Annotated in this window: 14 protein-coding genes; 9 read left to right on the plus strand and 5 right to left on the minus strand. The window is 64.5% G+C overall.

Annotation, left to right across the window (positions count from 1 at the left end; genetic code table 11):
* Positions 1 to 4 precede the first annotated feature (4 nt).
* The 9 genes from frr (at position 5) to rpmE (ending at position 8,754) form a co-directional block, all read left to right on the plus strand.
* A complete protein-coding gene (frr, locus tag OPU69_RS09950; RefSeq protein WP_060978465.1) occupies positions 5 to 562 on the plus strand; it encodes a ribosome recycling factor in 558 nt (185 codons plus the stop codon).
* Positions 559 to 1,335, plus strand: a complete 777-nt coding sequence (locus tag OPU69_RS09955) for an isoprenyl transferase (protein ID WP_081097073.1) — start codon at positions 559 to 561, stop codon at positions 1,333 to 1,335. The genes frr and OPU69_RS09955 overlap by 4 nt, the downstream gene beginning before the upstream one ends.
* A complete protein-coding gene (locus OPU69_RS09960) occupies positions 1,322 to 2,128 on the plus strand; it encodes a phosphatidate cytidylyltransferase (RefSeq protein WP_498510802.1) in 807 nt (268 codons plus the stop codon). The genes OPU69_RS09955 and OPU69_RS09960 overlap by 14 nt, the downstream gene beginning before the upstream one ends.
* Positions 2,129 to 2,135: 7 nt before the next feature.
* Positions 2,136 to 3,347, plus strand: a complete 1,212-nt coding sequence (dxr, locus tag OPU69_RS09965; RefSeq protein WP_498510728.1) for a 1-deoxy-D-xylulose-5-phosphate reductoisomerase — start codon at positions 2,136 to 2,138, stop codon at positions 3,345 to 3,347.
* 3 nt (positions 3,348 to 3,350) lie between these two features.
* The gene (gene rseP / locus OPU69_RS09970) at positions 3,351 to 4,463 is read left to right on the plus strand and encodes an RIP metalloprotease RseP (RefSeq protein ID WP_060978463.1); all 1,113 of its coding nucleotides are present in this window, start codon (positions 3,351 to 3,353) and stop codon (positions 4,461 to 4,463) included.
* A 116-nt stretch (positions 4,464 to 4,579) separates the two neighbouring features.
* Entirely contained in the window at positions 4,580 to 7,264 is a 2,685-nt protein-coding gene (bamA, locus tag OPU69_RS09975) for an outer membrane protein assembly factor BamA (RefSeq protein WP_060978479.1), read from the plus strand.
* Positions 7,264 to 7,944: an OmpH family outer membrane protein gene (locus OPU69_RS09980; protein WP_060978462.1), complete on the plus strand. Its 681-nt coding sequence runs from the start codon at positions 7,264 to 7,266 to the stop codon at positions 7,942 to 7,944. Before bamA ends, OPU69_RS09980 begins: the two co-directional genes overlap by 1 nt.
* A gap of 9 nt (positions 7,945 to 7,953) precedes the next feature.
* Positions 7,954 to 8,412, plus strand: coding sequence for a 3-hydroxyacyl-ACP dehydratase FabZ (gene fabZ, locus OPU69_RS09985; RefSeq protein WP_060978461.1), 459 nt, complete (start codon positions 7,954 to 7,956; stop codon positions 8,410 to 8,412).
* Between the two features lie 111 nt (positions 8,413 to 8,523).
* Positions 8,524 to 8,754 carry a 50S ribosomal protein L31 gene (gene rpmE, locus OPU69_RS09990; protein ID WP_060978460.1) on the plus strand — a complete coding sequence of 77 codons (231 nt, stop codon included), beginning with the start codon at positions 8,524 to 8,526 and terminating at the stop codon, positions 8,752 to 8,754.
* Positions 8,755 to 9,052: 298 nt separating this feature from the next.
* On the opposite strand, the gene alaS is transcribed toward rpmE, so the two are convergent.
* From alaS to OPU69_RS10015, 5 genes are all read right to left on the minus strand, one after another.
* Positions 9,053 to 11,713 carry an alanine--tRNA ligase gene (gene alaS, locus OPU69_RS09995; RefSeq protein WP_498510731.1) on the minus strand — a complete coding sequence of 887 codons (2,661 nt, stop codon included), beginning with the start codon at positions 11,711 to 11,713 and terminating at the stop codon, positions 9,053 to 9,055.
* Positions 11,714 to 11,869: 156 nt separating this feature from the next.
* Positions 11,870 to 12,955: a recombinase RecA gene (recA, locus tag OPU69_RS10000; protein ID WP_060978458.1), complete on the minus strand. Its 1,086-nt coding sequence runs from the start codon at positions 12,953 to 12,955 to the stop codon at positions 11,870 to 11,872.
* Positions 12,956 to 13,077: 122 nt separating this feature from the next.
* A complete protein-coding gene (locus OPU69_RS10005) occupies positions 13,078 to 13,422 on the minus strand; it encodes a response regulator (RefSeq protein ID WP_498510733.1) in 345 nt (114 codons plus the stop codon).
* A complete protein-coding gene (locus OPU69_RS10010) occupies positions 13,419 to 15,872 on the minus strand; it encodes a hybrid sensor histidine kinase/response regulator (RefSeq protein ID WP_498510804.1) in 2,454 nt (817 codons plus the stop codon). The genes OPU69_RS10005 and OPU69_RS10010 overlap by 4 nt, the downstream gene beginning before the upstream one ends.
* A 159-nt stretch (positions 15,873 to 16,031) precedes the next feature.
* Positions 16,032 to 16,547, minus strand: coding sequence for a DUF2062 domain-containing protein (locus OPU69_RS10015; RefSeq protein ID WP_060978477.1), 516 nt, complete (start codon positions 16,545 to 16,547; stop codon positions 16,032 to 16,034).
* Positions 16,548 to 16,571 lie beyond the last annotated feature (24 nt).

The following is a 16,571-nucleotide window of genomic DNA, read 5'->3' on the forward strand; positions in this document are numbered from 1 at the left end:
ACCAGTGGCACAGTTTGACAAGAAGGATCTCGAGCGCCGGATGAACGGCGCGGTCGAATCGCTGAAGGGCGACCTTTCGGGCCTGCGCACCGGACGCGCCAACACCACGCTGCTCGATCCGGTGACGGTCGAAGTCTATGGCGCGCACATGCCGTTGACCCAGATCGCCACCGTCTCCGCGCCCGAGCCGCGCATGCTGTCGGTGCAGGTCTGGGACAAGTCGAATGTCGGCCCGGCGGACAAGGCGATCCGTTCGGCAGGCCTCGGCCTCAATCCGATCGTCGATGGCCAGACGCTGCGCCTGCCGATCCCCGACCTCACCGAAGAACGCCGCAAGGAGCTCGCCAAGCTCGCCGGCCAATATGCCGAAAAGGCGCGCGTCGCGATCCGCAACGTCCGCCGCGACGGCATGGATTCGCTCAAGACCGACGAGAAGAAGGGCGTGATCAGCGAGGACGAGCGCAAGCGCTTCGAGACCGAGGTGCAGAAGCTGACCGACGACATGATCGCCCAGGCCGATGCCGCCGCGACGCAGAAAGAAAAAGAAATTCTGGGCCAGTGATCTTTCGGCCCGGCCCCAAGCTGTCCAAGGCAGAGGCGCATTCCGCAGCGCCTGCACATGCGGGGCTGGCGCCTGCCTGCGGGTTGCGCCACGCCGCCATCATCATGGACGGCAACGGCCGATGGGCCGCGCGGCGCAACCTGCCCCGCTTTGTCGGCCACAAACAGGGCGTCGAGGCCGTACGCACAACCGTGCGCGCGGCCCGCGACATGGGGCTCGAGGCGCTGACGCTCTACGCCTTCTCGTCGGAAAACTGGAAGCGTCCGGAGGACGAGGTTTCGGACCTGATGGGGCTGCTCAGGCATTTCATCCGCGCCGATGTCGACGAGTTCATCGCCAACAACGTGCGGCTCAAGATCATCGGCAATTATCGCGTGCTCGCGCCCGATCTGGTCGAAATGATCGACGATGTCGTGCAGCGCACCGCGCATAACAGCGGCACGACGCTCGTCATCGCGCTCAATTATGGTGCGCAGGACGAGCTCGTGCGTGCCGCGCGTGCGCTTGCCGCTGCGGCTGCGCGCGGTGAGGTCAACGCAGACGCGATCGAGGCGGCGCATATCGATGCGATGCTCGATACCAGCGACCTGCCCCCGCTCGACCTGCTGATCCGCACCTCGGGCGAGCAGCGGCTGAGCAACTTCCTGCTCTGGCAGGCGGCCTATGCCGAGCTCTATTTCACCGACACGCTCTGGCCCGATTTCGACGGGAATTCGCTCGCCGAGGCATTCCAGTCCTATGCCACCCGCGAAAGGCGCTTTGGTGGCCGCTGAACCGGTGAAGCGGTCCCTGTTCGGCCAGGATCTCGCGATCCGCACGGTTTCGGGCGTAGTGCTGGTGGCGATCGCCGGGACCGCGCTGTGGCTGGGCGGCATTGCCCTCTGGCTTCTGCTGATGGCAGGTGCGCTGGCGATGCAGCACGAATGGGCCGGGCTGGTCGGGCGGATGGAGCGCCGGCGTCTGTCGATGCTGGCGCTGATGGCGCCCTTGTCGATGCTTTCACCCTTTGCCGATGGCCCAGGCTTTCTCTCACTCGGTTTCATCATCGGCGGCGCTTTCTTCATCGCGACGATCGATCGCGGCTTCCGGCTCGCCTGGGGCGTGCTCTATTGCGCGCTGCCGGTCATGGCGCTGCTCTATCTGCGTCAGCAGGACAATGGCCTGCTGCTCGCCTTCTGGACGATGGCGACCGTCTGGGCGACCGATATCGGCGCGTATTTCGCCGGGCGCGGCATCGGCGGACCCAAGATCGCCCCGTCGATCAGTCCCAGCAAGACGTGGGCGGGCCTGGCCGGCGGCATGACGGCCGCCCTGCTGTTCGCGATGCTGCTGCGCGAGCATTTCGACCTGCCCTATATCCTCGTGCTGGCCAGCGCACCGCTCGCGGTGGTCGCGCAGATCGGCGATTTTCTGGAGAGCTGGATGAAGCGCCAGGCGGGTGTGAAGGACTCGGGCACGCTCATCCCCGGCCATGGCGGCATTCTCGACCGCGTGGATGGTCTGGTCCCGGTCGCACCGATCGTTGCAACGCTGGTTGCAGCCAACGCATTTTGGGCGCTAGGATAAGCATTCCATGTCGCGCCCCGAAACGCTCTCTCCCGGCCTGATCGTGCCGCCGCCGTCCGCTGAGCCGCGCTCGATCAGCATCTTCGGCGCAACCGGATCGGTGGGCACCTCGACGCTCGATCTCATCCGCCTCAACCCTTCGGCCTATCGCATCGTCGCGCTGACCGCGAACAGCGATGCGGAGGGCCTCGCGAAGCTCGCGCGCGAATTCTGCGCCGAGGTCGCGGTGATCGGCGATCCGGCGCAGCATCACGCGCTGGCCGATGCGCTTCAGGGCAGCGCCACCCAGGCCTGGTCGGGCCCTCAGGCTTTGCTCGACGCGGCCGATCTCGATGCCGACTGGACCATGGCCGCGATCGTCGGCTGTGCCGGCCTCGCGCCGATCATGCGCAGCCTGCTGCGCGGACGCAGCGTCGCGCTCGCCAACAAGGAGGCTTTGGTCTCGTCGGGCGCGCTGATGATTGAGGCGGCGCGCAGCTCGGGCGCGACCCTGCTCCCGGTCGATTCCGAACATAACGCGATCTTCCAGTGCCTTGCGGGCGCCTCCTATGATCAGGTACAAAGCATCACGCTGACCGCGAGCGGCGGCCCGTTCCGCAGCTGGACGCTCGACCAGATGCGCGCCGCGGGCCCGGCCCAGGCGGTCGCGCACCCCAATTGGTCGATGGGCGCAAAAATCTCGGTCGACAGCGCTACCATGTTCAACAAGGGGCTCGAACTGATCGAGGCCTATCACCTCTTCCCGGTCGGGCTCGATGCCATACGCATCCTCGTCCACCCGCAATCGGTCATCCATTCGATGGTCGAATATCGCGACCGTTCGACGCTGGCACAATTGGGCGCACCCGACATGCGCATCCCGATCGCCTCGGCGCTCGCCTGGCCCGACCGGATCGCCACCGATTGCGCGCCGCTGGACCTTGCGACCATCGGCCAGCTGACCTTCGAACCGCTGGACGACGAACGCTTTCCCGGCCCCGGCATCTGCCGCCAGGCGATTGCCGCCGGCGGCGGCGCCCCCGCCATCCTCAATGCGGCAAACGAAATCGCGGTGGCCGCGTTTCTGAAGGAAGAGATCGGATTCCTCGATATTGCCGCAATTGTGTCGGAGGTTCTGGCAGGCTATAGCCCGCAAGACCCGCAAAGCCTGCAGGATGTGCTGGCGATAGATCGAGAAGCGCGCGAGCATGCTGCCGCCGCGGTGCGAACCAGGAACTGACCCTTGAACGAAAATCCCGGCTTGTTGCTGACCGTCTTCGCCTTTCTGCTCGTGCTCGGACCTTTGGTCTTCGTCCACGAGATGGGCCATTATCTGGTCGGACGCTGGTTCGGAGTGAAGGCGGAATCCTTCTCGATCGGCTTCGGTCGCGAGATCGCCGGTTGGACCGACAAGCGAGGCACCCGCTGGAAGCTGGGCATGCTGCCGCTCGGCGGCTATGTCCAATTCGCAGGCGATATGGACCCATCCAGCCGCGCCGACCCCAATTGGGTCGCGCTTCCCGCCGAAGAGCGCAACCGCACCTTCCAGTCCAAGACCCTGTGGCAGCGCGCGCTGATCGTGTTTGCAGGCCCCGCGATCAACTTCCTCTTCGCCATCCTGATCCTTGCCGGTTTCGCCTTCGCTTACGGCAAGAGCGTAACGCCGCCGGTGGTCGCGGGCGTGCTACCCGGTTCAGCGGCGGCAGAAGCTGGTCTACTGCCCGGCGACCGCATCGTGTCGGTCGATGGCGAACGGATCGAGTGGTTCGACGAACTGGGTCGCCGCATTGCGCACCGGCCCGATGAACGCATCACCCTGCGCGCCGAGCGCGCCGGGCAGGTCCGCGAATTCGATTTCAAGATCGGAACCGAGATTCAGAAGGACCGGTTCGGAAACGAATATCGCATTGGCCGCCTCGGCATCATGTCGGCCAAGCCCGTCATGCGCCCCGTCTCGCTGGTCGAGGCTCCGATCGTCGCCGTCGAGCGAACCGGCGATATCGTGCGGCTCATGGTCGCCACCTTGGGCCAGGTCATCACCGGCCGCCGCTCGGTTTCGGAACTCGGCGGACCGCTGAAAATCGCGCAGGTTTCGGGCGAGCAGCTCTCGGCGGGGCTCGACGATTTCATCTTCTTCATCGCGCTGATCTCAATTAATTTGGGGTTCATCAACCTGCTGCCAATTCCCATGCTCGATGGCGGTCATCTGCTATTCTATGCGATCGAGGGAATCCGGCGCAAACCGGTCAACCCCAAGGTCATGGAATGGGCTTTCCGTTCGGGCCTGGCAGCCGTGCTGGCCCTGATGGTGTTCGTGACCGTCAACGATCTGGCATCGTTCGGCCTGCTCGGCTGAAAGACGGGTTGATTGATTGCAGCGGATGATGCAGGGGATTGCGCACCGGGGCGGGTTATCGGACGGCAATGCAGGGACCGTCCGGTGTTTTTTGGCTTAGGGTGGGTCTTTTTTTCGTGAAATCTGAACAGAAAATCGCCATCGGCGCGCGTGCCCTCGGCCTGTTGCTGAGTTCCACCGTTCTGGCGGGAACTGCAAGCGCCGCCTTCGCCCAGGCTGCAGGGCCGGCAGCCCCTCCCGCACCGCCACAGGCGTCGGCTCCCGCTGCCGTGGTGCCGCCTGCAGGCCAGCAAATCCGCTCGATCACCGTGAACGGATCGCAGCGCATCGAGGCCGATACCGTGCGTTCGTACATCCAGCTGCGCGTCGGGGATGTCTACACCCAGGTCGCGGCCGACCAGGCACTGCGCGACCTGTTCGAAACCGAATTGTTCGCCGATGTCGCTATCCGCAACAATGACGGCGCGGTGGTCATAGACGTCAAGGAAAACCCGGTCATCAACCGCGTGATCCTGGAAGGCAACAAGCGCATCAAGGAAGACAAGATCCTTCCCGAAATCCGCCTTGCGCCGCGCCAGATCTTCACCCGCACCAAGGTGCGCGCCGACGTCGCGCGCATCATCGAACTCTACAAGCGCCAGGGCCGCTTTGCCGCCACAGTCGAGCCGAAGATGGTGCAGCAGGACCAGAACCGCGTCGACGTGGTCTTCGAGATCAACGAAGGTCCGCGCTCCAAGGTTCGCCAGATCAACATTCTGGGCAACGAGAAATTCTCCGACGGCGAACTGCGCGGCGAGATGGCGACCAAGCAGTCGCGCTTCTACCGCTTTTTCAGCTCGGGCGATTCCTACGATCCCGACAAGCTGGCCTATGACCAGCAGAAGCTGCGCCAGTTCTATCTGACCCAGGGCTATGCCGATTTCCGCGTCATTTCTGCCGTGGCCGAGCTGACCCCCGACAAGCGCGACTTCATCATCACCTATGTCGTCGAGGAAGGCGATCGCTACAAGTTCGGCGATGTCGGCGTCGACAGCCAGATTCGCGACTTTTCCGAAGATGGCCTCAAGGCCCAGCTGCCGATGAAGACCGGCGACTGGTATAATGCCAAGCTGGTCGAGGACACTGTCGAGCAGCTCAGCGAAACCGCAGGCCTGTTCGGTTATGCGTTTGCGGACGTGCGGCCCAATTTCAACCGCAACCGCGAAACGCTCACCATGGACATCACGTTCGAGCTGGCGGAATCGGCGCGCGTCTATGTCGAGCGGATCGACATCAACGGCAACACGCTGACCCAGGACAAGATCGTCCGGCGCGAGTTCCGCCTGAACGAGGGCGACGCGTTCAACAGCTTCCTGGTCAAGCGCTCGGAAAACCGCATCAACTCGCTCGGCTATTTCCAGGAAAAATTCGAGATCGAGCAGAAGCAGGGCAGCGCGCCCGATCGCATCATCCTCGAAGCCAATGTCGAGGAAAAGGCGACCGGCGAGCTTCAGCTCTCCGCCGGTTTCTCGTCGATTGAGAATTTCATCCTCCAGGCCTCGATCCGCCAGCGCAACTTCCGCGGCAAGGGCCAGACCGTCGGCCTGAGCATCAACTACTCGCAGTTCTCGCAAGGCATCAACCTGAGCTTCACCGAACCCTATGTGTTCGACAAGAACATCTCGTTCGGTGCGGATATCTTCCGCCGCGATCTCAACAGCTTCAACTTCGTCGGCAATTCGCGCAACACCACGTTCGAACAGCTGACCACCGGTGCATCGTTCCGCCTTGGCGTGCCGCTGACCGAATATGTCTCGGCGCTGCTGCGCTACTCGCTGACGGTCGACGACGTCACGCTCGACCGTACCCAGTTCTTCTCCGACCTTGACGGAAACGGCACGCTGGAATGCGACCCGGTCCGCGCAGGCTTCTTCCTGTGCGACAACCTGGGACAGCGCACGACCTCGCTGATCGGCTATTCGCTGATCTATGACAATCGCGACAACCGCATCCGTCCCACGCGCGGCCAGAACGTGACGCTGTCGCAGGACTTTGCCGGCCTTGGCGGTGCGGTGAGTTATCTGCGCACGCGCCTCAACGCGTCCAAGCACTGGCGCATCGGCCGCAGCGGGTTCATCTTCACCATCGCGGCAGAAGGTGGCCATATCATCGCCTTCGAGGACCGCGGTACGCCGGCTCAGGGGATTGACGATATTCGCCTGACCGACCGCTTCTTCCTGGGCCAGCCGCAGATCCGCGGTTTCGATATCCGCGGCGTCGGCCCGCGCGTGATCCGCACCGGCTTCACGCCCGAGATCGTCAACGGCGCGATCGTCAACACGCCCGTCACCGGTCGCCGCAACCGCGTCGATGACGCGCTTGGCGGTCGTTATTACTATCTCGCCCGTGCCGAGCTCGACATCCCGCTGGGCAGCGGCGCTCGCGAGCTTGGCCTGCGTCCGTCGGTCTTCGTCGATGCCGGTGCCGTCTTCGGCGTGGTGCGGCCGCTGCTGCAGACTCCGCAGAACCGCGACGCAAACGGCAATCTGCAATATCTGGAGATCGGAACCGATCAGCAGGGCAATCAGGTGATCAACACCGTGACCAATGCGACCAATGCCGCCGGTCAGCCCAACACGCCGAGCCTTGCCTTTACCGAACAGTTCTTCGGCGATTCGCCCAAGCCGCGCGTCACCGTCGGCTTTGGCGTCAACTGGAACTCGCCCTTCGGCCCGTTCCGCATCGATATTGCCCGCGCCCTGCTCAAGGAGCCTGGCGACGACACCCGTCTATTCACATTCAACGTAGGGACCCAGTTCTGATGAAACTTCTTCTGAAATGCACCGCCGCAGCCCTGATGGCTGCCGGCACCCTGGCTTCGGGCGCGATCGCTCCCGTTGCGGCACAGACCGTGGCTGGCATCGCCGTGGCCGATCAGCGCCGCGCCGTGGTCGAATCCTCGGCCTTCGTCAATGCCAACACCGCGCGTCCGACGACCTACAAGGCGCAGTATGACGCCGCCCAGGCCAAGTCGAACCAGATCCGCCAGCAGCTCGAACCGTTGGTGAACAAGTTCAACACCGATGTCCAGGCCCCCAACGCGCAGCAGAACCAGGCCGCGCTGCAGCAGCAGCTGGGCCAGATCCAGCAGCTGCGCGAGCAGGGTTCGCAGGAAGTGCAGGAAATCCTGCAGCCGGTCGCGCTGTCGGAAGCCTATGTGCTCGAACAGATCAGCGACAAGTTCGACCAGGCGGTCCGTCAGGCGATGACCAAGCGCAAGGTCAGCATCGTGCTCGAAGCCGGCGCCACGCTCGCCCGCGCCGATGGCTATGACATCACCAAGGACATCACCGCAGAGCTGAACGCGCTGATCCCGACCGCTCAGCTGGTTCCGCCGCAGGGCTGGCTGCCGCGTCAGCAGCGCGAGCAGCAGGCTGCGCAGCAGGCCGCTCAGGGTCAGCAGCAGGCAGCCCCGGCCGCACAGCAGCCTGAAGGCCGGTAAGCTCTGGTCATGACCGAGGGCGAGCTGAACTACGACATTGCCAAGGTGATGGCGGCGCTTCCGCACCGCTACCCCATGCTGCTCGTTGACCGCGTGGCGCGGCTGGACATCGACCAGTCGATCCATGCGATCAAGGCGGTCAGCATGAACGAGCCGTTCTTTCAGGGCCACTTCCCTGCCCGCCCGATCATGCCCGGCGTCCTTATCGTCGAGGCGCTGGCGCAGGCGGCGGGTATATTGGCGGTCGAATCGCTCGGCCTGGCAGGCTCGGGCAAGCTCGTCTATTTCATGGCGATCGATGGCGCCAAGTTCCGCGTTCCGGTCGAACCCGGCGTGCTGCTCGACCTGCATGCCGAGTTCGAGCAGAAGCGCGCCAAGGTGTGCAAGTTCAAGGCACGCGCGGAAATGAACGGCAAGCTGGCCTGCGAGGTCGGCTTTACCGCGATGATTGCCGACCCGCCCGCCTGATCCGGCGGCGATTGTAAATCCCTTGCTTTTGGCGGCGCGCAGCGTTATGCGCGCCGCTTCCCATTCATCCTGCGGGCTGGTCGGAACCAGCCATATTCAAGGACAACGACGATGAAGAACGATATCCATCCCGATTACCACATGATCAATGTGAAGATGACCGACGGCACCGTGTACCAGACCCGCTCGACCTGGGGCAAGGAAGGCGACACGCTGCAGCTGGATATCGACCCGACTTCGCACCCGGCCTGGACCGGTGGCAACCAGCGCCTGATGGACTCGGGTGGCCAGGTCGCCCGTTTCAACAAGCGCTTTGGCGGCATCTCGCTCAAGAAGGGCTGAGAACCGCCCCTCGCATGAGGGACGCTATCAAAAAGGGCTGCAAACCATATGGTTTCGCAGCCCTTTTTTATGCCTGGCGTTCCAGTGGCCAGCCCCTGTGCCGGTCCCCTGCGAAGGCAGGGGCCCATCTCCAGAGCTGTCAGGCTATCATCACCGGCCCGGCGTGCAGCGGATCGTCCACCAAAACCAATGACCATCCGCGCGGAAGGCAAGTGAAGGTGATGGGCCCCTGCCTTCGCAGGGGACCCGTTTGCTGGAATCCCATGAATGCCCCCCGCCTTCGCAGGGGATCTCTCAATCAAGCAGGCGCGGCTGCGTTCTCGATCAGAGCGCGCGCTGCTGCCACAGCCGCTTCCGCCTTGCTGGCATCAGGACCACCGCCCTGCGCCATGTCCGGACGGCCGCCGCCGCCCTTGCCGCCCAGCGCCTCGACGCCTGCGCGCACCAGATCGACCGCGCTGAAGCGACCGGTCAGATCGTCGGTGACGGCAGCCGCAAAGGCCGCGCGGCCGTCATTGGTCGCAACCATCACCGCGATGCCCGATCCAAGCGCCGACTTGGCCTGATCGAGCAGCCCTCGCAGTTCCTTGGGGTCGAGCCCGTCGATCACCTGCGCCTGGAAGCTGACGCCGCCGATGCTCTCCACCGCCGGTCCAGCCTTGCCCGCGCCTCCGCCCAGCGCCAGCGCCTTGCGGGCTTCGGCGAGTTCGCGTTCGAGCGCGCGGCGTTCCTCGACCAGCGATGCGATGCGCGCCTCGACCTCGTCGGGCGACGTCTTGACCAGAGCGGCGATCGCCTTGACCCGTTCGTCGCGCGCCACCAGCCACTGCCGCGCGCCCTCGCCGGTCAGCGCCTCGATCCGGCGGACGCCGCTCGACACAGCGCTCTCGCTGACGATGCGGAAGATGCCGATATCGCCCAATGCGCGGACATGCGTGCCGCCGCACAATTCTACCGAATAATGCTTGTCGGTCGCGCGGCCCATCGAGAGCACGCGGACTTCCTCGCCATATTTCTCGCCGAACAGCGCGAGCGCGCCCGCTTGGACGGCATCATCGGGGCTCATCAGCCGCGTCGTCACCGCCTCGTTGGCGCGGATCTCCGCGTTCACCTCGGCCTCGATCGCAGCGATTTCGGCTTCACTCAGCGCCTTGGGGTGTGAGAAGTCGAAGCGCAGACGGTCGGGAGCAACCAGCGAACCCTTTTGCGTGACATGGCCGCCGAGATGATTGCGCAAGGCCGCGTGCAGCAGATGCGTCGCGCTGTGGTTGGCGCGCAGCGCGTCACGGCGCTCGACATCGACCGCGAGATGCACGGTGTCGCCGACCTTGATGCTGCCAGTTTCGATCCGCGCCTGATGCGCGTGCAGGCGACCGAGCGGCTTGGAGGTATCGTCGACCACAGCTTTGAGCCCGCCCAGCGACGTGATCGCGCCGGCATCGCCCATCTGGCCGCCGCTTTCGCCATAGAAAGGCGTCTGATTGACGAGGATGGTGACGCTATCGCCCGCAGAGGCGCTGTCGATCTCGGTACCGTCGCGGACGAGCGCGACGACCTCGGCCTCGCCTTCAGTCGCGGTATAGCCGGTGAATTCGGTGCCGCCTGCGCGTTCGGCGATGTCGTACCAGATCTCGGCCGATGCCGCCTCGCCCGAGCCCTTCCAGGCCGCGCGCGCCGCAGCCTTTTGCGCGGCCATCGCGGTGTCGAAGCCTTCGCGATCGACGCCCAGGCCGCGGCTGCGCAGCGCATCCTCGGTCAGGTCATAGGGGAAGCCATAGGTGTCGTAGAGCCGGAACGCGGTCTCGCCCGAAAGCACCGCGCCTTCGGAAAGGTCGGCGGTCGCCTCGTCGAGCAGCCTCAGCCCCTTGTCGAGCGTCTGGCGGAAACGGGTTTCCTCGCGCTCGAGCGTCTCCTCGATCAGCGGCTGCGCGCGGACGAGTTCGGGGAACGCCTGGCCCATTTCGGCGACCAGGGTCGGCACCAGCCGGTGCATCAGCGGGTCCGCCGCGCCCAATATATGCGCATGGCGCATCGCGCGGCGCATGATCCGGCGCAGCACATAGCCGCGCCCTTCATTGGCGGGGAGAACGCCATCGGCGATCAGGAACGAGGTGGCGCGCAGGTGATCGGCGATAACCCGGTGGCTCGCCTGATTGCCGCCGGTCGTCGCGGTGCCCGTGGCCTGACCCGAAGCGGCGATCAGCGCCTTGAACAGGTCGATATCGTAATTGTCGTGCACGCCCTGCATCACCGCCGCGATGCGCTCGATGCCCATGCCGGTATCGATCGACGGGCGCGGCAGGTTGGTGCGGCTGCCATCGGCATGCTGTTCATATTGCATGAACACCAGGTTCCAGATCTCGATGAACCGGTCGCCGTCCTCGTCAGGCGATCCCGGCGGGCCACCGAAAATATGGTCGCCATGGTCGTAGAAGATTTCGCTGCACGGACCGCATGGGCCGGTATCACCCATCGACCAGAAATTGTCCGAGGTGGCGATGCGGATGATGCGCTCGTCGGGAAGACCCGCGATCTTCTTCCACAGCCCGAAGGCCTCGTCATCTGTGTGATAGACGGTGACGGTCAGCCTGTCGGCGGCGAGGCCCCAGGTCTTGTTGACCAGCGTCCACGCGTGGTGGATCGCCTCTTCCTTGAAATAGTCGCCGAACGAGAAATTGCCGAGCATCTCGAAGAACGTGTGATGTCGCGCGGTATAGCCGACATTGTCGAGATCATTGTGCTTGCCACCGGCGCGCACGCATTTCTGCGACGAAGTGGCACGCGCATTGGCGCGGGATTCGAGCCCGGTGAACACGTTCTTGAACGGCACCATGCCGGCGTTGACGAACATCAGCGTCGGGTCGTTGTGCGGAACCAGCGGCGCGGAAGGCACGATGTCATGGCCGTTGCCCCCGAAATAGTCGAGGAACGAACGCCGGATGTCATTTGTCGATGTCATGGCTGCGACATAAGGCGAGTTGAAGCGAGATTGAAGCAATATATGCGCAAAAATGAAGGGACAGAGCCGCTTGCATGCCGCCCTGCCCCTTCGATCTGTTCCAACCGATTGCCCGCCCGCCCTTGCGAAACGCCAGTGGGCAAGATCCGGGGCCGATTACATATCGTCGCCGATATCGTCCTCGGCATCGGGACCGGTCATCATCTCTTCGGCCACCTTGTCCTGCTGGCCGCGGATCAGGCCTTCGATCTTGGCCATCATCTCGGGATTTTCCTTGAGGAAATTCTTGGCATTCTCGCGTCCCTGGCCGATGCGCACCGAATCGTGGCTGAACCAGCTGCCCGCCTTCTCGACGATGCCCGCCTTGACCCCGAGATCGAGAATCTCGCCGATCTTCGAAATGCCTTCGCCATACATGATGTCGAATTCGACCTGCTTGAAAGGAGGGGCGACCTTGTTCTTGACGACCTTCACGCGCGTCGTGTTGCCGACGATATCGTCGCGGTCCTTGATCTGACCGGTGCGGCGGATGTCGAGACGCACCGACGCGTAAAACTTGAGCGCATTGCCGCCGGTGGTGGTTTCCGGATTGCCGTACATCACGCCGATCTTCATGCGCAGCTGGTTGATGAAGATCACCATGCAGCGCGAACGGCTGATCGAACCGGTCAGCTTGCGCAGCGACTGGCTCATCAGGCGCGCCTGCAGGCCGACATGGCTGTCGCCCATCTCGCCCTCGATTTCCGCGCGCGGCACCAGCGCGGCGACCGAATCGACCACCAGCACGTCGATCGCGTTTGACCGCACCAAAGTATCGGTAATCTCGAGCGCCTGTTCGCCCGTATCGGGCTGTGACACGATCAGCTCGTCGATATTGACGCCGAGCTTCTTGGCATAGACCGGATCGAGCGCATGTTCGGCGTCGACGAACGCGGCGGTGCCGCCGTTCTTCTGCGCCTCGGCGATCACGTGCAGCGCGAGCGTGGTTTTGCCCGAACTTTCAGGACCGTAGATCTCAATCACGCGACCGCGCGGCAGTCCGCCGACGCCCAGCGCGATGTCGAGGCCGAGCGAGCCGGTCGAGATCGCCTCGACCTGCATCGCCTCCTTGGAGCCCAGCCGCATCGCCGACCCCTTGCCAAAGGCCCGGTCGATCTGAGCCAGCGCTGCATCGAGCGCCTTTTGCCTGTCCATGGATTTTGCCTCTTTTTCGGTCTGGATGAGTTTAAGCTGCCCGGCCATTGCCATGCCCTTTCCTGCCTAATTGCTCCGGACCTCCGGCGCAACGACTCAGTGATGTACCCAATCTGTTCTTCTGGAACAGTTAGGGAACATTGCCGCAGAACGCAAGGGCAAAACGCGTGTCAGATGCGCGCTAGCACCGCCTCGAGCGACGCCAGCGTATAGGGCTTGGGCAAGGTGGGTGCGGATGCGTGTTCGGGCGGGATGGTGTCGCCGCCCCCGGTCGCGAAGATATAGGGCACACCGACCTCGCGCAGTGCATCGGCGAGCGGCCAGACCTTGTCGCGCCCCAGGTTGACATCGAGGATCGCAGCATCGAATCCGCCGGCCTCGACCGCCGCCAGGCCATCGTCCAGGCTGGCAACCATCGCCGCAATCTGGTGACCGGCGAGGTCGATGAAATCTTCAAGCAGCATCGCAATCATCGCCTCGTCCTCGGCGATCAGGAAGGTCCTGCACTCAGTCACGTCGGTAGCTTTCCTTCATTCGCTGGGGCCTGGTTCGGCGGAGGCGCCGATGCGGCGAGCGCGCCGTGCACGGCATCGACAATCTGCGCAACCGAAAACGGCTTGGGCAGAAAGTGCACCTGGTCGATCGATATGCTCTGGCGCAGCGTTTCCTCGGCATAGCCAGACATGAATAGGATCGGCAGGCCAGGCATGCGCTTGCGCATCTCGACCGCCATGCCGGGCCCGTCCAAATTGGGCATCACGACATCGCTGACGACGAGGTCGAACGGCCCGCTATCGCCGAGCCGCTCGAGCCCGTCCTCGCCATCGCTCGCGGTGACGACGGTAAAGCCCTGGCGCGTCAGCGCCCGTTCGGCGACCGCGCGGACCATGTCCTCGTCCTCGACCAGCAGCAGCCGCGCATGGCCCCATTGGCCTGGATTGACCTTGGTGGTCTGCTTGCGGCTGCGCTGTTCGACCGCGCCGCCGCGATAGACCGGAAAATAGATCGAGAAGGTCGTGCCCTGGCCAGGTTCGGAATCGACGAAGATATAGCCGCCCGACTGCTTGACGATACCGTACACGGTCGAAAGCCCCAGGCCGGTACCCTTGCCGACCTCCTTGGTGGTGAAGAACGGCTCGAAGATGCGCGCCTGCACGTCAGGCGGCATGCCGGTGCCGCCATCCTCCACCAGGATCGCGCTGTAATCGTCGACCGGCAGGATATCGCTGTTCATCGCGCGGACATCGGCTGCGGTCACCTTGCGCGTGCGGATGGTCAGCGTGCCGCCCGGTGGCCGTTTGGCAAGCATCGCATCGCGCCCGTTGACCGCAAGGTTGACGATCACCTGTTCAAGCTGACCGGGATCGGCGCGGACCGGACCGAGATTGCGGTCATGCTGCACCTCGAGCACGATCTTCTCGCCGATCAGCCGCTTCAACAGCTCCGAGGTGTCGGAGACGATATCGGGCAGCTGCAGCACCTGCGGCCGCAGCGTCTGCTGGCGCGAGAAGGCGAGCAGATGCCGGGTCAGCGAGGCGGCGCGGTTCGAATTGCTGCGAATCTGCTGGATGTCGTCATAATCGCTGTCGCCGGGGCTGTGCCGCATCAGCATCAGGTCGCAATGGCCGATGATCGCGGTCAGCACATTGTTGAAATCATGCGCGACGCCGCCCGCGAGCTGGCCGATCGCCTGCATCTTGCTCGCCTGCGCGACCTGGCGCTTGAGGCGGCTTTCCTCGCTGTTATCCTTGACCGAGAGCAGCACCGCAGCATCGCCCATGCCGCGCAGGCTGGCGAGCGAGAGCGTCACCGGCTCGTCGGGCTGGTTGCGCAGGCGCAGCGCGACATCGCCCGCCATCGCCTGGCCGCTGGCATGGCGGCGCACCGCATCGGCTATCGCGCCCTTGTCCTCGCGCACGACGAGGTCGCCCGGATAGGGCGGCAATTCGGCCTCGGTAATCCCCGCCGCGCGCAGGAAGGCATCATTGGCGAACAGGAAGCGCCCGTCGCGATCGGTCATCGCGAGGCCCACGGGCAGCAGGCCGAGCAGCGTCTGGACATAGCCCAGTGCGGTGCCCTTATCCATGCCAGCCGGATCCTCATCGATCAGCACGACCAGCGCAGGCGCCTTCTCGCGCTCGGCAGGATCAGTGACCTGCAGCGGATCGACCAGCGGCAGGTGGAACAACCGAAGCGGCACGCCCTTGCGGCCTTCGCGCTCGAAATAGATGCGGTTGCGCTCGTCGGCGCGCAGGAAGCTTGCGAGATCGCGCCCGACGATATTGCCGGCCTCGGCCCCGGCGGCGCGCGCGGCAAAGGCGCTGTTGGCGGCGCGGATGCGACCTTCGGGGCTGATCGCGGCGGCCATGAAGCCTCCCTCGCCCAGCGCGCGGCCCGGACGTCCGACGAGCATCGCATCGGCCTCAACTGCGAGATCGTGCCGTGCGACCGGTTCGAACTTCCACAGCAGATAATCCTGCCCGCGCCCGACACGGCGCACCTGGGCATCGATGGGCACGCCGGCGGCGACGAGCCCCCCGGCCCTGCCCTCGCCATCGCGCCAGGCGGCGCGTCCCGCCTCGGCAAGCAGGTCGCCGCCCTGACCGGCCAGCGACAATTTCGGCGGCACCATCTCGGCACCGAACTGGTCGATGAAGCGCTGGTTGGCGCAGATCATCCGCCCTGCCTCGTCGGTAATGGCAATCGCGATCGTCGGGTGGTCGGTCGCGGCAAAGGTCACCGACCAGTCAGGCATCGTGCGCTGCACGTCGCTGCGCGGCGGAAACTGGTGACGCACCAGCAGGATCAGCGAAGCCAGCGCGACCAGACCGCCGGCGAACAGCGCCAGCGGCACCCAGTCACCCAGCGCAAGCCAGATCAGCGCGCCGCTGACGGCGAGACCGCCGATGATGATCAGCGCGGTAATGCGGGCGTCGGGACTGTCGGGATCGGGCAGTGCAGGCAACCATTCCGGCCAGTCAAGGTCGGGTCGGGCACGGGTGGTGGTCAAGGTCGTCGCATCCCCCTGGCGTGGCGAACTCGCTCACTGTTCAGGTGATCGACGCTAGCGCAAACAACATCGCGTTACAAATTGCAGTTTGGCGCAAATACCAGCGCGGAGCGATCAGGGGTGGCGCACGCGGGCCAGTCTGCGCCGACGCTTGCCGGCGATCCAGATGCGCCAGCCGATCGCGCTGGCGACATAGCCGATCGCCGCCATCACGATGGCCAGCACAACGAGGCCAAAAGCGGTGATCGAGGCGGCGCCGGTCAGCCATTCCATCCAGGTTTCGACATGCGGCTGGTTGAGCGCGGTCGCCACCGGTTGGCCAAAGGTCGAGGCATCGACGCGCAGGATGAAGCTGCCAACATGATAGGCGGCGACCCAGAGCAGCGGCGTGGTGAACGGATTGGTGATGAAGGTCGTCAGCGCGGCGACAGGAACATTGGCGCGGAACGGCAGCGCGAGCAGCGCCGCGCCGAAGATTTGCGCGATCGGCAGAATCACGCCGACCAGCACGCCCAAAGCCACGCCGCGCGGCACCGACCGCCGGGTAAATCGCCACAGCTCGGAACGAAGCACGCGCGCAGCAAAAGGCCGGATGAAGCGGTTCTGCTCCATACTTTCGCGTGTCGGCATGTTGCGACCAACCCAGCGGGTGAA

The organism is Blastomonas sp. 34TW, from assembly GCF_059803595.1.